At 59.9% G+C, this 15,357-nt stretch carries 21 protein-coding genes; 8 read left to right on the top strand and 13 right to left on the bottom strand.

Features of this window, described 5'->3' with window-relative positions; translation table 11 throughout:
* From TL5118_RS13525 to folK, 5 genes are all read right to left on the bottom strand, one after another.
* Complete coding sequence (locus tag TL5118_RS13525) at positions 1-765, bottom strand: pyridoxine 5'-phosphate synthase (RefSeq protein ID WP_058245206.1); 765 nt, start codon at positions 763-765, stop codon at positions 1-3.
* 41 nt (positions 766-806) lie between these two features.
* Entirely contained in the window at positions 807-1,487 is a 681-nt protein-coding gene (locus TL5118_RS13520) for a DUF2062 domain-containing protein (protein ID WP_058245207.1), read from the bottom strand.
* 14 nt (positions 1,488-1,501) lie between these two features.
* Positions 1,502-3,637, bottom strand: coding sequence for a RelA/SpoT family protein (locus TL5118_RS13515; RefSeq protein ID WP_058245208.1), 2,136 nt, complete (start codon positions 3,635-3,637; stop codon positions 1,502-1,504).
* A 32-nt stretch (positions 3,638-3,669) separates the two neighbouring features.
* The gene (gene rpoZ, locus TL5118_RS13510) at positions 3,670-4,026 is read right to left on the bottom strand and encodes a DNA-directed RNA polymerase subunit omega (RefSeq protein ID WP_058245209.1); all 357 of its coding nucleotides are present in this window, start codon (positions 4,024-4,026) and stop codon (positions 3,670-3,672) included.
* 73 nt (positions 4,027-4,099) lie between these two features.
* Positions 4,100-4,666, bottom strand: a complete 567-nt coding sequence (folK, locus tag TL5118_RS13505) for a 2-amino-4-hydroxy-6-hydroxymethyldihydropteridine diphosphokinase (protein WP_058245210.1) — start codon at positions 4,664-4,666, stop codon at positions 4,100-4,102.
* A gap of 136 nt (positions 4,667-4,802) precedes the next feature.
* Here folK and TL5118_RS13500 point away from each other — a divergent pair, with 136 nt between their 5' ends.
* Positions 4,803-5,372, top strand: a complete 570-nt coding sequence (locus TL5118_RS13500) for a LabA-like NYN domain-containing protein (protein WP_058245211.1) — start codon at positions 4,803-4,805, stop codon at positions 5,370-5,372.
* Positions 5,373-5,464: 92 nt separating this feature from the next.
* Here TL5118_RS13500 and TL5118_RS13495 read toward each other — a convergent pair whose 3' ends face one another.
* The gene (locus tag TL5118_RS13495; protein WP_242601779.1) at positions 5,465-5,959 is read right to left on the bottom strand and encodes a c-type cytochrome; all 495 of its coding nucleotides are present in this window, start codon (positions 5,957-5,959) and stop codon (positions 5,465-5,467) included.
* A 137-nt stretch (positions 5,960-6,096) separates the two neighbouring features.
* Here TL5118_RS13495 and ispH point away from each other — a divergent pair, with 137 nt between their 5' ends.
* The 6 genes from ispH (at position 6,097) to TL5118_RS13465 (ending at position 10,319) form a co-directional block, all read left to right on the top strand.
* The gene (gene ispH / locus TL5118_RS13490) at positions 6,097-7,047 is read left to right on the top strand and encodes a 4-hydroxy-3-methylbut-2-enyl diphosphate reductase (protein ID WP_058245212.1); all 951 of its coding nucleotides are present in this window, start codon (positions 6,097-6,099) and stop codon (positions 7,045-7,047) included.
* A 49-nt stretch (positions 7,048-7,096) separates the two neighbouring features.
* Complete coding sequence (locus TL5118_RS13485) at positions 7,097-7,711, top strand: LysE family translocator (protein WP_058245213.1); 615 nt, start codon at positions 7,097-7,099, stop codon at positions 7,709-7,711.
* Entirely contained in the window at positions 7,708-8,319 is a 612-nt protein-coding gene (locus TL5118_RS13480; protein ID WP_058245214.1) for a class I SAM-dependent DNA methyltransferase, read from the top strand. Before TL5118_RS13485 ends, TL5118_RS13480 begins: the two co-directional genes overlap by 4 nt.
* Before the next feature lie 404 nt (positions 8,320-8,723).
* A complete protein-coding gene (locus tag TL5118_RS13475) occupies positions 8,724-9,134 on the top strand; it encodes a DUF3429 domain-containing protein (protein WP_082626432.1) in 411 nt (136 codons plus the stop codon).
* 57 nt (positions 9,135-9,191) lie between these two features.
* Positions 9,192-9,644, top strand: a complete 453-nt coding sequence (gene rnhA / locus TL5118_RS13470; protein WP_058245216.1) for a ribonuclease HI — start codon at positions 9,192-9,194, stop codon at positions 9,642-9,644.
* A gap of 39 nt (positions 9,645-9,683) precedes the next feature.
* The gene (locus TL5118_RS13465) at positions 9,684-10,319 is read left to right on the top strand and encodes a trimeric intracellular cation channel family protein (protein ID WP_058245445.1); all 636 of its coding nucleotides are present in this window, start codon (positions 9,684-9,686) and stop codon (positions 10,317-10,319) included.
* Positions 10,320-10,325: 6 nt separating this feature from the next.
* Here TL5118_RS13465 and TL5118_RS13460 read toward each other — a convergent pair whose 3' ends face one another.
* From TL5118_RS13460 to def (TL5118_RS13435), 6 genes are read right to left on the bottom strand one after another with little or no spacing between them, the layout of a single operon-like run.
* Positions 10,326-10,559 (bottom strand): GlsB/YeaQ/YmgE family stress response membrane protein, encoded by a 234-nt coding sequence (locus TL5118_RS13460; RefSeq protein ID WP_058245217.1) that lies wholly within the window; start codon positions 10,557-10,559, stop codon positions 10,326-10,328.
* Positions 10,560-10,598: 39 nt separating this feature from the next.
* The gene (locus TL5118_RS13455; RefSeq protein ID WP_058245218.1) at positions 10,599-10,835 is read right to left on the bottom strand and encodes a hypothetical protein; all 237 of its coding nucleotides are present in this window, start codon (positions 10,833-10,835) and stop codon (positions 10,599-10,601) included.
* 16 nt (positions 10,836-10,851) lie between these two features.
* Positions 10,852-11,757: a methionyl-tRNA formyltransferase gene (gene fmt, locus TL5118_RS13450; protein ID WP_058245219.1), complete on the bottom strand. Its 906-nt coding sequence runs from the start codon at positions 11,755-11,757 to the stop codon at positions 10,852-10,854.
* A 51-nt stretch (positions 11,758-11,808) separates the two neighbouring features.
* Positions 11,809-12,303: a peptide deformylase gene (def, locus tag TL5118_RS13445; RefSeq protein ID WP_058245220.1), complete on the bottom strand. Its 495-nt coding sequence runs from the start codon at positions 12,301-12,303 to the stop codon at positions 11,809-11,811.
* The gene (gene def / locus TL5118_RS13440; RefSeq protein ID WP_058245221.1) at positions 12,300-12,800 is read right to left on the bottom strand and encodes a peptide deformylase; all 501 of its coding nucleotides are present in this window, start codon (positions 12,798-12,800) and stop codon (positions 12,300-12,302) included. Before def (TL5118_RS13440) ends, def (TL5118_RS13445) begins: the two co-directional genes overlap by 4 nt.
* A gap of 3 nt (positions 12,801-12,803) precedes the next feature.
* Entirely contained in the window at positions 12,804-13,319 is a 516-nt protein-coding gene (gene def / locus TL5118_RS13435; RefSeq protein WP_058245222.1) for a peptide deformylase, read from the bottom strand.
* 256 nt (positions 13,320-13,575) lie between these two features.
* Here def (TL5118_RS13435) and TL5118_RS13430 point away from each other — a divergent pair, with 256 nt between their 5' ends.
* On the top strand, positions 13,576-14,745 hold the full coding sequence (locus TL5118_RS13430; protein WP_058245223.1) for a MalY/PatB family protein: 1,170 nt from the start codon (positions 13,576-13,578) through the stop codon (positions 14,743-14,745).
* A gap of 243 nt (positions 14,746-14,988) precedes the next feature.
* Here the strand turns inward: TL5118_RS13430 and TL5118_RS13425 are convergent, their stop codons facing one another.
* Complete coding sequence (locus TL5118_RS13425) at positions 14,989-15,342, bottom strand: hypothetical protein (protein WP_058245224.1); 354 nt, start codon at positions 15,340-15,342, stop codon at positions 14,989-14,991.
* Positions 15,343-15,357 lie beyond the last annotated feature (15 nt).

Here is a 15,357-nt window from a genome sequence, read left to right as displayed (position 1 = left end):
TTAGCCCTCTGCCAGTTCGGCGCGGGCCTCATCCATCAAGCGGCGCATTTCGCTGATGGCCGGGGTCAGACCACGGAAGATCGATTCCCCGATCAGGAAATGCCCGATGTTCAACTCCATCACCTCAGGGAAGGCGGCGACAGGTTTCACCGTGTCATAGGTCAGACCATGACCGGCATGCACCTCAAGACCCAGCGAATGGGCATAGGCTGACATTTCGCGCAGCGCTTTCAGCTCCACCTCAACCTGGGCCATGTTGCCTTCGGCGAAGTGGTCACAATAGGCGCCGGTGTGCAGTTCAATCACTTCAGCGCCGATGCGGGCGGCAGCTTCGATCTGTTTCATGTCCGCAGCGATAAAGATCGACACGCGGCAGCCGGCCTCCCGCAGGGGGGCGATGAAATGGGCCAGTTTGTTTTCCTCACGCGCCACTTCAAGGCCACCCTCGGTGGTGCGTTCCTCACGCTTTTCCGGCACGATGCAGACGGCATGCGGTTTGTGACGCAGCGCGATCTGCTGCATTTCGTCAGTCGCGGCCATCTCAAAGTTCAGCGGCACCGACAGGACCTCCATAAGGCCATCGATGTCAGCATCGGAAATGTGACGGCGGTCTTCGCGCAAATGGGCGGTGATGCCATCAGCACCGGCCTCTTCTGCCAACTTTGCCGCACGCAGCGGATCCGGATAGGCCCCGCCACGGGCGTTTCGCACTGTGGCCACATGGTCAATATTCACGCCGAGACGCAGTTTTCCCAAAGGCTTCATCGCCTTCTCCTTCGCAATAGGCTTCCCCGTCGCGGGCCAACCTAGTCCGGTTTTGAACGGTCGTCAGCCTTGAGATGCGCTTTTTTCGCCAATCCATCCAATTTCGCCTTCAGCGCACCTTTGCGGCGGTTCTGATAGGCCCGGATCAGGGGGACGGAAATGTAATAGCAGATCGCCCCGGCGATGATTCCGGGCACAATGCCGCCGATCATGAAGGGGTAGAAAACCTCATCATAAAAGACCGACAGATCGCTCCAGTCCATCTTGGCCCCGGTGAAGAGGGCGCGGAAGTTATCCCAGAAGGCATCGCCTGCCTGCAGGAACCGTTCGCCCACGGTGGCGGGGTCCCCTTCGGCATGACGGCCAAACCCCAATTGGCGCCCATCCATGCCCAGCATCCAGTAGCCGGTCTGCATCGAGGTCATCACAATCGGCACATAGGTCAGCGGGTTGCCAAAGAAGGTGGCGAGGAGCGAGGCCAGAACATTGCCGCGCATCAGGGTCGACAGGATCGCCGCGACCACAAAATGCATGCCGTAGAAGGGGGTAAAGGTGGTGAAGACACCGGCAAAGATACCGCGGGCGATCTTTTCAGGCGAATCGGGCAAACGGTGCAGGCGATGCTTGACGTAACGCGCCGCTCGCCCCCAGCCGCCGCGCGGCCAGAAGAACTCGAACACGATCCGCCAGATCGGTCGTTTGTCGCGGCGCTTGAAAACCAAGGCGGTCCGCCCTCCTACTCACCCGTTACAAAACTGGCGCGCGACGGATCCCGATAGCGCGCGAGGGCCGCAACATCACTCTCTGCTTCAAGCGCAGACATCACCGTATGGAGATGTTCCGCGTCGCGCAGTTCCACATCAACCAGCAGCCGGAAGTAATCTGGCTTGCGGTCCACAAACTCAAGGTCCGAGATATTCGCCTTACACTCACCGATCAATGTGCAAATTCGTCCCAAGACACCTGCATCGTTGCCGATAGTCAGTTCCAGCATCGCATGGTGAATCGCCGGGTGTTTACCCGCATGCCAATGCAGATCAAGCCAGCGGTTCATCTGATCTTCGTATTCCTGCAGGGCTTCGCAGTCGATGGCATGAACCATCACACCCTTGCCGCGGCTGCCGATGCCCACAATGCGTTCACCCGGCAGGGGCTGGCAGCATTTGGCAATATTGAAGCTTTGATCCGGCGACAGGCCAACAACCGCGCGGCGCGGCTCAATATTATCAGCCTCAGTGTCTTTCAGTTCGGGATAGACCGAATGCAACACGTCCGAGGCAGTGATCTCAGCGCTGCCCAGCCGGGCCAGCAGCGTATCCACATCCTCCACCCGCATGTTGCGGGCGGCGGTTTCCAGCACCTTATCGGTGACCTTCTTACCGGCATGATCAAAGACCGAGCGCACCAGTTCACGCCCCAGCTTGCCGAAACGTTCTTTGTCCACCTCACGCAGGGCGCGACGAATCGCTGAACGGGCCTTGCCGGTGATCGCGATATCCAGCCATGTGGCCTGCGGCGTCTGGCCTTCGGCGGTGATGATGGTGATCGACTGGCCGTTTTTGACCCGCGTCCACAGCGGCACACGCATGCCGTCGACCTTGGCCCCAACACAGGCGTTGCCGATCCGGGTGTGGATGGCATAGGCGAAATCAATTGGTGTGGCGCCCTTGGGCAGCTTCACCACTTCGCCTTTGGGGGTGAAGCAGAACACCTTGTCCGAATACATCTCCAGCTTGACCGCTTCGAGGAAGGCATCGTGATCCTCCTCAGCATCAAACTGTTCCGTGAGGCTGGCCAGCCATTTGGCCGGATCCACCGCAAAGGGGTTCATGGAGCGCACGCCGTCCCGGTAGGACCAATGCGCTGCAACGCCGGTTTCGGCAACGTCATGCATCTGCCGGGTGCGGATCTGCACCTCCACCCGTTTGCCGTCCCGCCCCGATACCGTGGTGTGGATCGAACGGTAGCCGTTGGATTTCGGCTGGCTGATGTAATCCTTGAACCGCCCGGGCACAGCCCGCCACCGCTGATGAATCACGCCAAGCGCACGGTAACAGTCATCTTCGCGGTCGGTGATCACCCGGAAGCCGTAAATGTCTGAAAGGCGGGAAAAGCCCACGTCCTTTTCCGACATCTTCCGCCAGATCGAATAGGGTTTCTTGGCGCGGCCAAAGACCTGCGCTTCGATACCAGCAGCTTCAAACTCGGCCCGCATATCGCCGGTGATGCGGTGAATCACATCGCCGGTCTCTTTCTGCAGCATCACGAACCGCCGCATGATCGAGGCGCGGGCGTCCGGGTTCAGCACCTTGAAGGCCAGATCTTCCAGTTCTTCGCGCATCCACTGCATACCCATCCGGCCGGCCAGTGGGGCGAAGATTTCCATCGTTTCGCGGGCTTTTTGCGCCTGTTTCTCGGGCCGCATCGCCTTGATGGTGCGCATGTTGTGCAGACGGTCGGCCAGCTTGACCAGGATCACCCGCAGGTCCTTGGACATGGCCATGAACAGCTTGCGGAAGTTTTCCGCCTGTTTGGTTTCCGACGAGGACAGCTGCAGATTAGTCAGCTTGGTCACACCATCCACCAGATCGGCCACTTCGGGGCTGAAACGCTCGGCAATCTCACCGTAGGAGGCTTTGGTGTCCTCAATCGTGTCGTGCAGCAGGGCCGTGATGATCGAGGCATCATCCAGACGTTGTTCCGTCAGGATGGCAGCAACAGCGATGGGGTGGGTAAAATAGGGCTCGCCCGAGTGGCGGAACTGCCCTTCATGTGCCGCAAGGCCATAATCATAGGCCTCGCGTATCAGTGTTTCGTTTGTTTTGGGGTTATAGTTGCGAACCAGTGCGATCAGATCGTCAACCGCAATCATATCCTTCGCTTCCCTATACCCTGAGCTGGGGCTTAGCCCTGGCCTTGTGCTTCCATCAGCTGGCGCAGCAGCATTTCTTCGGACATATCGTCCTCTGCCGGCTTGTCAGCTTCACCACCACCCATGAGCAGCGCCATGGAATCTTCTTCTGGCTCGTCCACTTCGATCTGGGTCTGGTTGTTTTCGATCAGACGCTCACGCAGGCTGTCTGCCGACTGGGTCTCATCCGCGATTTCACGCAGGGCAACAACAGGGTTCTTGTCGTTGTCACGGTCCACGGTCAGCGGCGAACCAGATGCAATTTCACGTGCGCGGTGCGACGCAAGCATCACCAGTTCGAACCGGTTCGGAACCTTGTCTACGCAATCTTCAACGGTAACGCGGGCCATTAAGACACTCCGATCATGGGAAGGGCTAGAGAGGCAGTATTTATGCCGGAACAGCAGGGTTGACAAGCCACAATTACAGGCGAACCACGGTCTCCACCTCTTCTTTCGGCAGTTCCGCACAGATTTCTTGAACCGTTTTGCCCAGAACCGGGTGTTTCCAGTCGGGTGCCACATCTTTCAGGGGGATCAGAACAAACGACCGGTCCTGAATCCGCGGATGCGGGAGAATCAGTTGCTCTGGCGCCTGACGGGTCTGCTGTTCCAGCGGCAGGTCCACCCAATGACGCTGCGTCACAAGATCGGGCAGGATCAGGTCATCAACCGCCAGCAAATCCAGATCCAACGTGCGCCCGGCCCAGCGTGATACCCGCTCGCGGCCAAACTCATGTTCCACTTTATGGAGGGTTTCGAGGATTTCTGTGGGCGCCATATCGGATCCAATAGACAAGGCGCCGTTCACATAGTCAGGCCCAGCCCCCTTTGGAAAACAAGGGGTTTGGTAAAAAGAACTAACCGCATTCAGGGAAAACCCAAGATCTTGCAATCGCGACAGCGCACGCTCGATCACTTCCAGGGGACGTTCGCCTTCAAGAGGAAGATTTCCGCCGAAAGCGACCAAGATTTGCTGTTCTTTAAGCATTTTTGACCTATCCTAATGAACCAGAGGGGTCCCTTGCGCCCCCTAGCGCAACAACTTATTTTTGATCAATAGCAGCGTGGCACATATTTCAAACCACTCACGGATCGCCGCGCGCTGATAATCGGAAGGAAATTTGATGTTCTACAAAGACGAACGGCTGGCGCTGTTCATCGATGGGTCGAACTTGTATGCAGCAGCCAAGGCCTTGGGCTTTGACATTGATTATAAGCTGCTGCGCCAGGAATTCATGCGCCGGGGCAAACTGCTGCGGGCGTTCTACTACACTGCGTTGCTGGAAAACGACGAATATTCGCCGATCCGCCCGCTGGTAGACTGGTTGCATTACAATGGCTTCACCATGGTGACCAAACCCGCCAAGGAATACACCGACAGCCAGGGCCGTCGGAAGGTTAAAGGCAACATGGATATCGAACTGACGGTCGATGCCATGGAACTGGCCCCACGCGTTGACCACGTTGTGCTGTTCTCCGGCGATGGCGATTTCCGCCCGCTGATCGAGAGCCTGCAGCGTCAGGGCGTGCGCGTTTCGGTCGTTTCGACCATCCGCAGCCAGCCGCCGATGATTGCTGACGAACTGCGTCGCCAAGCCGATAATTTCATCGAGCTGGACGAGTTGAAAGAAGTGATCGGCCGCCCCCCGCGTGAAACCCCTGCGGAACGCGACATGGCCTATACCGCACCTTAAGCGGTTTAAGCATGAAACGAAAAAACCGGGGCCAGCGTGCCCCGGTTTTCTTTTGCCCTGATTTTCTTTTGCCTGATCGTCAGACGGCGGTGTCAGCCACCCTGCGCCGCAGCGGCGGCATTGCGGGCATTGTGCTGGTCGATGATTGGTGTCGGCCAGGTGCTTTTGATGAAGGCCAGAATCTGCACGATCTCCTCATCGCTCAGGATCTCCTCATAGGCGCCCATCCGGCTTTTGTAACCGTTGCCGACCATCGCTTCGGTGCCAAACTTGGTGATCATGAACAGCTGCAGATCCGGATGGTGCCAGGTATGCCCCGAGGGATCATGTGGCGGGGCGGGCAGATAGCCATCGGCATCGCGTTCACGCCAGTTCGCTTCGCCCTGCAGCTGATCGCCATGACAGGCGGCGCAATTGTCGGCGTAAAGCTCCTGACCGGCGGCCACGGCCGCAGCGTCCTGATACGGCAGAAAGCCGGCTGGCTGCGCCTCCGCCCGTTGCAGCCAGATGCCCCCAAGGGTCACCCCCGCCAAGGCCAACGCCCCTACCGATAGTCCAATCGCGTTTTTCCCAATCGCTTTTTTCACCGCGTCACTCCTTCTTTTGGCCCCTCTTCGCGGCTTCCCCCGCTGGAAGGTCAAGCCCCCCCTTTACCCGGCCCGCTTTGCGCCTTACCTCTGCCATAAGCCACGGAGACCCGCGCCACATGACCGACTCGCCAAACATGGGCAAACCGCCCCTTGATCTTTACCTTGCAGCGCCGCGCGGCTTCTGCGCCGGGGTCGACCGCGCCATCAAAATTGTGGAAATGGCGATCCAGAAATGGGGCGCCCCAGTCTATGTGCGTCACGAAATTGTGCACAACAAATTTGTGGTCGACAGTCTGAAAGCGCAGGGCGCGATCTTTGTTGAAGAGCTCAGCGACTGTCCTGACGACCGGCCGGTAATTTTTTCCGCGCACGGTGTGCCCAAATCCGTGCCCGCCGCGGCCCAGGCGCGCCAGATGGTCTATGTCGATGCCACCTGCCCGCTGGTGTCCAAGGTACATATCGAGGCTGAGCGGCATTCCGAAAACGGTCTGCAGATCATCATGATCGGCCACGCGGGCCACCCGGAAACCGTCGGCACCATGGGGCAGTTGCCCGAAGGTGAGGTGCTGTTGGTGGAAACGGTCGAAGACGTGACAACGGTCGATGTGCGCGATCCCGAACAGCTGGCCTTTGTGACGCAAACGACGCTCTCGGTGGATGACACCAAGGATATCGTCGCCGCGCTGGAGGCCCGGTTCCCTGCGATCCAGGGGCCGCATAAGGAAGACATCTGCTACGCCACCACCAACCGCCAGGAATCAGTGAAAGCCATTTCGGCCAAGATTGACGCGCTGCTGGTGGTTGGGGCGCCAAATTCCTCGAACTCCCGCCGTTTGGTCGAGGTGGGCGCGCGCAACGGCTGTTCCTACGCGCAGCTGGTGCAGCGGGCCGAAGACATCGACTGGCGCGCCATTGAGGGCATCAAAGCCATCGGCATCACCGCCGGGGCCTCGGCCCCCGAGGTGCTGGTCAATGAGGTGATCGATGCCATCAAAGCCCGCTATGACGTGACCGTCGCTGAGGTGGAAACCGCCAAAGAAAACATTGAATTCAAAGTGCCCAGGGTCTTGCGCCAACCTGCGTGATCCTGAACCATTTCGACCGGGCAATTTACGCCCTCTCAGGAGACCCCAAATGATTTCACTACAATTTCTTATCACCGCCTTTGTTGTCGTTATCGCCCCCGGCACCGGGGTGATCTACACCCTTGCGCTGGGACTGGGACAGGGCCGCCGCGCGGCGCTGATTGCCGCGCTGGGATGCACCTTGGGGATCGTGCCGCATCTGGCCGCTGCCATTCTGGGGCTGGCGGCGGTGCTACACACCTCTGCGCTGCTGTTCCAGATCGTGAAATTTGCCGGGGTCGCCTATCTGCTGTGGCTGGCCTATCAGGCGCTGAAGTCCGGTGGTGCCCTGTCCGTCAGCGGGGATGCACAGCGTCAACCGGCCTGGGCCATCGCCCGCCGCGGTGCACTGATCAATATCCTGAACCCGAAGCTGTCGATCTTCTTTCTGGCGCTTTTGCCGCCGTTTCTGTCCGGCAATGCCGCAACCGCCAGCGTGGAGATGGCAACATTGGGCGGGATCTTCATGGCAATGACCTTTGCGGTTTTTGTGATCTACGGCGTCTTTGCCGCCGCGGCGCGCGATTTCCTTCTGGGGTCTGAGCGGGTGATGACTTGGCTGAACCGCAGCTTTGCAGGAATTTTCACCCTGTTGGCCGGACGACTGGCGCTGGAGAAAGCATGACAGACGCAGAAACCATGCAGGTCTATGCCGAGGCTGTAGCGCGTTACGCCGAAGGCTTTGCGCGGACCAAAGACACCGATCAGGAAGAAGACTACGCCGCCTTCACCGCGTTGCTGCCGGATGGGGCCAAGGTGCTGGATCTGGGCTGTGGCCCCGGTCACTGGGCTGCGCGGATGCGGGGCGATGGCTACGCCGCAGAGGGCATGGATGCCTCCCCCGAAATGGCGGCCTACGCCCGTGACGCCTACGGCATCGAAGTCACGCTTGCCGATTTCAGCGCGCTTGCACAGCTGGCGGGTTATGATGGGATCTGGGCCAACTTCAGCCTGCTGCACGCACCCAAGGCCGCGTTTCCAACCCACCTGGCGCATATCCGGCAGGCCCTGCCCTCGGGCGGTGCGCTGGCCCTTGGCATGAAGCTGGGCAGCGGCGAATCGCGTGATCATCTGGGCCGGTTTTACGCCTATTACAGCGAAGCAGACCTGATCGAGCGGGTCACCCAGGCCGGTTTTAACGTGCTGAGCACCCGGCGGGGCCATGGCGAAGGTCTGGCCGGCAAACCCGATACCTTTGTGGTTTTGATCGCGCAGGTGCCGCCGCAGGGCTAAGCTATCCCTCTGAGCACCTGCGTTTTTCTTCGCGCCCACCCGTGCCAATCGATCCCGGCGCCCTAGCTGATGGGGGACTTAGGTCCCACCAAGCAGCAAAGGCCCCTCTATGTTCAACTGGTCCGCCATTCCCCGGCCCGCCCTGACCTAAGGCTCAGGACCCATTAATTTTTCCGCACCGGTTTGGCAGATTTTAGAACTGACAAGAAACATGGCCGCAGGAATAGCGGGCTATTTCAAGGTAATGTGACGCCGCTCAGTTCTAAAACCCGCCAAATCGAAGACGCCAAAATCGCTGCATTTCAATGGCATGAGGCGCTTGAAAAGAGAACCACTCTTTCCGGCGCACCTCAAACCCTTGAGATTTTGCGATTTTGGCGCCGGTACTGGAACATTAATGGGTCCTGAGCCTGGGCTTTGCGGGCACCCTGCCCTTTCTGTTTGCCGCGCTAGCTCCATTGGACGTTTCAGACCGCTATGTGCTGTCGCTGGCCTATGGGCTGGTGATCCTATGTTTCATGGCGGGCACCCTCTGGGGTTTTGCCGCCCACCGCAGTGATGCCTTTGGCTACGGCGCCAGCGTGATCCCGGCGATCCTGGCCTTTGGCTTGCTCACAGACCATGTACTGTCACTGGGTTTGGGGACGGTCACCCGCCACTGGTTGCTGATCGCGCTGTTTGTCGGGCTGCTGCCCTTGGACCATTGGATGCAGAAACAGCACCTCGCGCCGCCGTGGTGGCTGAGCCTGCGCCTGTCGATCACTGCTGTGGTCCTGGCCTGCCTGATTTTTGTGGGCCTGCAGCCGATCCCCTGACACGCCATCCGCCGCAAACCTCTTGACGGCCCGGCGTGGCACTGGCACTTCGCCTTTATGCCCGAACTTTATGCATATACCGACGGAGCCTGCTCCGGTAATCCCGGCCCCGGCGGCTGGGGCGTTCTGCTGCGCGCGATGGAGGGCGACAAAGTCCTGAAAGAGCGTGAGTTGAAAGGTGGCGAAGCTGCCACCACCAACAACCAGATGGAGCTGATGGCGGCCATCTCAGCTCTTGAGGCGCTTGAGCGGCCGTCGACGCTGACGGTGGTGACCGACAGTGCCTATGTGAAAAACGGGGTCACAGGCTGGATCTTCGGCTGGAAGCGGAACGGCTGGAAAACATCCAACAAAAAGCCGGTGAAAAATGTTGAGCTGTGGCAACGCCTTGATGCGGCACAGACCCGTCACACGGTGACCTGGGAATGGGTCAAGGGCCACGCCGGCCACCCGGAAAATGAACGTGCCGATGAACTGGCCCGCGCCGGCATGGCCCCGTTCAAGGACTAAGCCCCCCTTCACCCCAAAGGACACCCGATGCCCGCCCAGCTGAGCCTGCAGATCCTCCTCGACAGTGCATCGGTTCTGGTCTTTGCGCTGACCGGCGCGCTTGCAGCGTCCCGGGCCCAGTTGGATCTGGTTGGGTTTCTGTTCATCGCGGCGCTGACGGCCATTGGCGGCGGCACCCTGCGCGATGTTCTGCTGGACAGAAACCCGGTGTTCTGGATCGCCCAACCCTGGTTCCTGGCGGTGGCCGTTGCCGCGGCAACTCTGGTCTTTTTCACCGCGCACCTGTTGGAAAGCCGCTACCGAACACTGCTGTGGCTCGACAGTCTGGCGCTGGCGGTTGCCGTGCCTGCGGGGGCGGCTGTGGCGCTGGATCTGGGCGCGCATTGGTCCATCGTGATTGTGATGGGGGTGGCCACGGGCACCTTTGGCGGCATGATGCGCGATGTGGTCTGCAATGAGGTGCCGCTGGTCCTGACACAGGGCGAGCTTTATGCCACCGCTGCGGCGGCCGGGGCGCTGGCAACGGTTCTGGCCACAGGGCTAACCGACAGCGCCGGACTGGCCCGTGAATGGGATCTGTTGATCGGCGGATTGGTCACCTGGGGGTTGCGCGCCGGGTCACTGCATTTTGGCTGGCAGCTGCCGGTCTACAAAAGCCGACCACCGCGGCAATAAGCGGCCTCAGCCTTTGAAGCGCTGGTAGAACCAGATCAGCAGCATGGCGCCAAGGATCGCGCCCACAAGACCTGCCGCCATGCCGGTCACAACCAGCAGGAACCGCAGGATCAGCCCGCCGATCAGCGCCCCGGCAATGCCGATGCCAATGGTAGTGATCAGGTTCGCCTCCTGCCCCATCAGCTTGGTGGCGATGACACCGGCAGCGGCGCCGATGATGATCAGAAACAGAATGGACATTCAGAACCTCCTGAGGGGCAAACCATTGCCACTATTATCTTATTTCCGCCAATGCGTCGGCACCACGATCAGCGCCCCGACCGAGGCAAGGATTGCATCGACACCGGGCGGGCCAAAGCTGATGCCGAACATCACCCGGACAAAATAGAACAGGAAAGCCCCGCCAACGCAGATGATGATCGAGGGCAGGATCCCATTGTGGGTGAAGCCCGTCTTTTCGACCAGATAGCCCACGATCCCGGCAATCACCACCGTACCGATCAAGGTTGGAAACATGGGCGTTCTCCTCTGGTTACAGCTGCGTTCCCTTGGGCAGGGGCAGGCCGCGCAGGAACACCTCGGCATCCTGCGCTGCTTTGCCCGCGCGTTGCAAGCGCAAGAGTTGCACCGCCCCGCTGCCACAGGCGACAGTCAGCTGATCGTCCAACACTTCACCAGGCGCCCCTGCACCATCCACCAGACGGGAGGCCAGGAGTTTGAGGCGCTGGTCGTCATATTCCACAAATGCACCCGGGAAGGGCGACAGGCCGCGGATCTTGCGATCGACCTCAGCAGCAGGGGCGGACCAGTCAATTGCCGCCTCGGCCTTGTCGATCTTGCTGGCGTAGGTGACGCCGTCCTCAGGCTGCACCTCTGGGGTCAGCGTGGGCAGTTTTGCCAGCGCCTCAACAATCAGCGCGGCGCCCATATCGGACAGGCGGTCATGCAGCTGTGCGGTGGTTTCTTCGGCCTCAATTGCGGTTTCTTCCCGCAAGAGAACCGGCCCGGTGTCCAGCCCGGCTTCCATCTGCATGATGCAGATGCCGGTTTCCGCATCGCCCGACATGATCGCGCGATGGATCGGCGCGGCCCCACGCCAGCGCGGCAATAGCGAGGCATGAATGTTCAGACAGCCCTGTGCAGGCGCGTCCAGAATGGCCTGCGGCAGGATCAGCCCATAGGCGACAACGACCGCAACATCCGCGTTCAATGCGGCAAAATCCGCTTGCTCTTCCGCACCTTTCAGTGACACGGGATGGCGCACCTCCAGTCCCAGTTCTGCTGCGCGGGCGTGGACCGGTGTTGGGCGCTCTTTCTTGCCGCGACCAGCCTGACGGGGGGGCTGACAATAGACGGCAGCGATCTCATGCCCGGCATTCACCAAAGCCTCCAGAACCGGCACCGAAAACTCCGGCGTGCCCATGAAAACTACCCGCATCGTCCTGCTCCTTCGTCCGGCTTAGTTCAGTCTGACTCAGCTCTATCTCGCTCAGCGTGCTTTACGTGACTTGCGGATCAGCATGTCGCGTTTGGTCTTGCTCAGGTGATCAAAGTACATCTTGCCATTGATGTGGTCGATCTGGTGCTGCACCGAGGTCGCCCAGAGCCCAACAAAATCGCGCTCTTCCATCTCACCCTGATCGTTCATGAAGCGTACGGTCACCGCGCGGGGGCGGGTGATCTTAGCCGAGACCCCAACGAGGTTCGGGCTGGCCTCTTCATGATCACGCGGCTGGGTGGAGGCATGCAGGATCTCAGGGTTGGCCATGCGGATCGCCTGATTGCCCTCCTCGGTCGCATCCACCACGATCAGCCGCAGCATTTCGCCAATCTGATTGCCCCCCATGCCGACGCCGGGCATCGCATACATCGTGTCAATCAGATCCTCCCAGACCTGACGCACGTGATCGGTGATTTCCGCCACCGGTTCTGCCGCGGTGCGCAGGCGTTTGTCGGGCCAGGGGATACATTTGCGAACGGTCATTTCAGCGCCTCCTGATAGGCGGCTTCCAGCCGCGCGCGGTCGTCTTGGCCCAGATGGTCAAAGATCACCACACCGTTCAGGTGATCCAACTCGTGCTGGGCGCATTTTGCTTCAAAGCCTGTCATCCGGCGGGTCTGGCGCTGGCCCTGCAGATCAAACCAGGTCATCACCACTTCAGCGGGGCGCTGCACCTCAGCGGGTGCGTTTGGGATCGACAGGCAGCCCTCCTCCCCGCCTGCAAGCTGATCTGAGGCCTCAAGGATTTCGGGATTGATCAGAACCTGCGGGGCGCGGGTGCCTTCCTTCCAGGTGACATCCATCACAAAGATCCGCTGCATCACGCCCACCTGCGGCCCGGCCAGTCCCCTGCCATAGGCCGCATACATCGTGTCCAGCATGTCCTGCGCCAGGGTGCTGAGGTCGCTGCCTTCCGCCACCGGGGCGCAGGACTGCTGCAACCGCGGATCAGGCCAGCGCAGGATCTCTAGCTGGGCCATGACTTAGCCCCGCGCCAGTTCGCGTTTCAGCTTCTGCATTTTACGAGTGATCATCTGGCGCTTCAGCGGCTTCAGATAATCGATGAACAGCTTGCCATCCAGATGGTCAATCTCATGCTGCACACAGGTCGCCCAGAGGTCGGCAAAGGTACGTTCCTGTTCCTTGCCATCCACATCCATCCAGCGCACCGTCACCTCGGCAGGGCGGGTCACTTCGGCGAACTGATCCGGGATCGACAAGCAGCCCTCTTCGTAGCTGGATGTCTCATCCGAAGCGGCCACAATTTCAGGATTGAACATCACCAGCGGGCTGTTCTCTTCTTCCTGCGTGGTGCAATCCAGCGTGATCACCCGTTGCAGCACACCGATCTGTGGCGCGGCCAACCCAATGCCCGGCGCGTCATACATGGTTTCCAGCATATCCTCTGCCAGCGTGCGCAATTCGTCGCTCATGTCTGCGACCGGATCACAGAGCTTTTTCAGGCGGGGGTCGGGATGGATCAGGATCTTGCGTTTCATGGCGTTGATGTAGGCGATGGGAGGGCATCACGCAATGGGTCAATCCCCAAGCGCCGTAGGGTTTTACCGTGAAAATACGGGCAGCCTGCATTGCTGCAGGGCTGGGCTGCGATGGCTGTGCGTCAATCCACAGGAAAGCGCCAATTGCCACCTTGCTGCCGCCCCCCATCTGCCCCTAGGCTCGCCCCGATCCGGCGGCCCTTTCAGGCCACCCAAGAACCGCACAAGACCACCGCATACCCTGAGGGAGACCCGTATGAATTTCGATGAGATCCACAACCGAGTTGGCAGCCATTCCGTCAAATGGGACATGATGGAGACCCTCTATGGCGTTTCCCCCGAAGACGGGCTGTCCATGTGGGTTGCCGATATGGATTTCAAAGCCGCGGATGTCATTCAGGATGCGGTCAAGGCGATGGCTGATCACGGCATCTATGGCTATTACGGCGATGACGCCAGCTATCGCAACGCGATCTGCTGGTGGATGGAAAACCGCCACGGCTGGAAAGTGGATCCATCGTGGATTTTCACCACCCATGGTCTGGTCAATGGCACCGCGATCTGCGTCGATACCTTCACCGCGCCGGGTGATGGCGTGGTTCTGATGACACCGGTTTATCACGCCTTCGCCAAGGTGATCCGCGCCAACAACCGCCGTGTGGTGGAATGTGATCTGCGCAATGTTGATGGCCGCTATGAAATGGACTTTGACGCCTGGGACCAGCAGCTTGATGGCTCTGAGAAGATGGTCATCCTCTGCTCACCGCATAACCCCGGTGGCCGGGTCTGGACCCGCGACGAACTGGAAGGTGTGGTGGCCTTCGCCAAACGCCACGATCTGATCCTGGTCTCGGATGAGATCCACCACGATCTGGTCTACCCAGGTGTGACCCACACGCCGATGGCCAATGTGGCCGGCGCCGAAGAGCGGCTGATCATGATGACCGCCACCTCCAAGACCTTCAACATCGCCGGCACCCATTGTGGCAATGTCATCATCCCCGACGAAAAACTGCGCGCCAAATTTGCCGCCCGGATGGCGAGCCTTGGTCTGTCGCCCAACTCCTTCGGTCTGCATATGACCGAAGCCGCCTATTCCCCGGAAGGCGCCAAATGGGCCGATGCGGTGCTGGAATACATCGACGGCAACCGGCAGATCTTTGATGCGGGCATCAACGCCATTCCCGGTCTCGCCTCAATGAAGATGGAAGCCACCTATCTGGCCTGGGTTGATTTCTCGGGCACCGGAATGGCGCGGGAAGAGTTTACCGATCGTGTCTCCAAGGAGGCGAAGATCGCGGTGAACCAGGGCCCAACCTTCGGATCTGGCGGCGAAAACTTCCTGCGCTTCAACCTGGCGACCCCGCGCGCACATGTCGAAGAAGCGGTGAAGCGGATGCAGGCCGCCTTCGGCGATCTGCAGTAACCCCAAATCTCGCGCCCAATCAGACCGGCCCCTGCGGATCATCGCGGGGGCCTTTGCATGCGGCCGGTTGCCACGTCCCTTCTGCCGGCTAGCCCGCCTGCCCCTATCTGTAGCACCCCAGATAGGGGGGCAACACGGTTGGGTTCTAGTAAAAAACCCCGGCGTATCGCCAAACCCCAAAAACAAAATCGGCCCCAGTTGGAGCCGCTTCATTCAGCGAAAACGCACCAGAAACGCCTGGGCTCAGCTTTGATGCCCCAGGAGCGCAATGACCTCATGATCCTCTTGCACGAAATCCGCCGGCGGCTTGCCGTGGATCGCGGTGAGGCGTTTGAATTCATAACACATCTCCCCGGCCTCTTCTTCCGAGGCAAGGATCAGACATTGATAGAGGTGCTCACCCCGGTCAAACAGATCCACAAAGCCACGCAGATGCGGCGCGGAGTCCGCATCCAGCGCAAAGCCGGTTTCCCAGAATCGCAGCACACGATAGGTCTGGCCATCGGCCTCCACCAACATACGGCTGTTGCGTTTCTGGTCTTTCTTGCGTGCAGCATCCAGACCGGCCTGAACCTCTTTGGGCAGAAATGTCGTCATTTCGCTCCTCCTTCT

This window comes from Thalassovita autumnalis (assembly GCF_001458255.1).
Taxonomy (GTDB): domain Bacteria; phylum Pseudomonadota; class Alphaproteobacteria; order Rhodobacterales; family Rhodobacteraceae; genus Thalassobius; species Thalassobius autumnalis.
This window is presented reverse-complemented; position numbering and strand designations above follow the sequence as displayed.

Excerpts from the sequence above, each read along its gene's own strand:
- TL5118_RS13500 (WP_058245211.1), top strand. The coding sequence starts at position 4,803 with ATGTTCTACAAAGACGAACGGCTGGCGCTGTTCATCGATGGGTCGAAC.
- TL5118_RS13515 (WP_058245208.1), bottom strand. The coding sequence starts at position 3,637 with ATGATTGCGGTTGACGATCTGATCGCACTGGTTCGCAACTATAACCCC.
- def (WP_058245220.1), bottom strand. The coding sequence starts at position 12,303 with ATGACCGTTCGCAAATGTATCCCCTGGCCCGACAAACGCCTGCGCACC.
- TL5118_RS13455 (WP_058245218.1), bottom strand. The coding sequence starts at position 10,835 with ATGTTTCCAACCTTGATCGGTACGGTGGTGATTGCCGGGATCGTGGGC.
- TL5118_RS13480 (WP_058245214.1), top strand. The coding sequence starts at position 7,708 with ATGACAGACGCAGAAACCATGCAGGTCTATGCCGAGGCTGTAGCGCGT.
- fmt (WP_058245219.1), bottom strand. The coding sequence starts at position 11,757 with ATGCGGGTAGTTTTCATGGGCACGCCGGAGTTTTCGGTGCCGGTTCTG.
- TL5118_RS13525 (WP_058245206.1), bottom strand. The coding sequence starts at position 765 with ATGAAGCCTTTGGGAAAACTGCGTCTCGGCGTGAATATTGACCATGTG.
- TL5118_RS13485 (WP_058245213.1), top strand. The coding sequence starts at position 7,097 with ATGATTTCACTACAATTTCTTATCACCGCCTTTGTTGTCGTTATCGCC.
- ispH (WP_058245212.1), top strand. The coding sequence starts at position 6,097 with ATGGGCAAACCGCCCCTTGATCTTTACCTTGCAGCGCCGCGCGGCTTC.
- TL5118_RS13425 (WP_058245224.1), bottom strand. The coding sequence starts at position 15,342 with ATGACGACATTTCTGCCCAAAGAGGTTCAGGCCGGTCTGGATGCTGCA.
- rnhA (WP_058245216.1), top strand. The coding sequence starts at position 9,192 with ATGCCCGAACTTTATGCATATACCGACGGAGCCTGCTCCGGTAATCCC.
- def (WP_058245222.1), bottom strand. The coding sequence starts at position 13,319 with ATGAAACGCAAGATCCTGATCCATCCCGACCCCCGCCTGAAAAAGCTC.
- rpoZ (WP_058245209.1), bottom strand. The coding sequence starts at position 4,026 with ATGGCCCGCGTTACCGTTGAAGATTGCGTAGACAAGGTTCCGAACCGG.
- def (WP_058245221.1), bottom strand. The coding sequence starts at position 12,800 with ATGGCCCAGCTAGAGATCCTGCGCTGGCCTGATCCGCGGTTGCAGCAG.
- TL5118_RS13460 (WP_058245217.1), bottom strand. The coding sequence starts at position 10,559 with ATGTCCATTCTGTTTCTGATCATCATCGGCGCCGCTGCCGGTGTCATC.
- folK (WP_058245210.1), bottom strand. The coding sequence starts at position 4,666 with ATGCTTAAAGAACAGCAAATCTTGGTCGCTTTCGGCGGAAATCTTCCT.
- TL5118_RS13430 (WP_058245223.1), top strand. The coding sequence starts at position 13,576 with ATGAATTTCGATGAGATCCACAACCGAGTTGGCAGCCATTCCGTCAAA.